The organism is Paenibacillus sp. AR247, from assembly GCF_002968895.1.
Classification (GTDB): domain Bacteria; phylum Bacillota; class Bacilli; order Paenibacillales; family Paenibacillaceae; genus Paenibacillus_AQ; species Paenibacillus_AQ favisporus.
Map to the genome: position 1 here is coordinate 46,026 of NZ_PCZT01000003.1, position 872 is coordinate 46,897.

At 54.5% G+C, this 872-nt stretch carries 1 pseudogene; it reads right to left on the reverse strand.

What is annotated here, in order from left to right:
• A pseudogene (gene cysS / locus CPT76_RS03195) lies at positions 1-800 on the reverse strand (cysteine--tRNA ligase); the annotation flags it as partial.
• Positions 801-872 lie beyond the last annotated feature (72 nt).

Consider the following 872-nt stretch of genomic DNA (forward strand, 5'->3'; position numbering starts at 1 on the left):
ATTTTCTCGTTATTGATCTTGATGTACCCGTTATGCATCCAGTAGTTGGCGAGCGGCTTGCCGGTCAAAGCTTCCGACTGCGCAATTTCGCACTCATGATGCGGAAACTGCAGGTCCTGTCCGCCTCCGTGGATATCCAGGGTGTCGCCAAGGTAGCGGCGGGCCATGGCCGAGCATTCGATATGCCAGCCAGGGCGGCCGTCGCCCCAAGGGCTAGCCCAGTAAATCTCTCCCGGCTTCGCCGCCTTCCAAAGCACAAAGTCTTCCGGGCTTTCCTTCCGCTCGTCGACACCGATCCGGATGCCGAACTGCAGCTCCTCCAGCTTCTGATGCGATAGCTTGCCGTAACCCGCAAACTTGCCGGTCCGGTAGAAGACGTCGCCCCCTTTTTCATAAGCGAAGCCTTCGTCTTCCAGCTCCTTGATAAAGGCGATGATGTTATCCATGTTCTCCGTCACCCGCGGGTTGATCGTCGCCTTATGAATGCCCAGCCCGTCGAGGTCCTCGTAGTACGCTTTAATAAACGTATCCGCCACCACCGGCACGGTGCTGTTCATCTGCTCGGCCTTGCGGATCAGCTTGTCGTCCACGTCCGTGAAGTTCACCACGTAATTGACTTCGTTGCCGATCTGCTCCAGATATGAGCGAACGACGTCGAAAAAGATCATCGGACGCGCATTCCCGATATGAATGTAGTCGTATACGGTCGGACCGCACACGTACATGTTCACCTTTCCCGGCTGCTTCGACACAAACTCTTCTTTCGCCCGGATCATCGTATTATAAATTTGAAGGGACATATCCACATTTCCTTTCATCCATGAAATTCGCTGCTTCTTTATTTCGAACGTGCTCCAGCCGGGGTTTCCTCC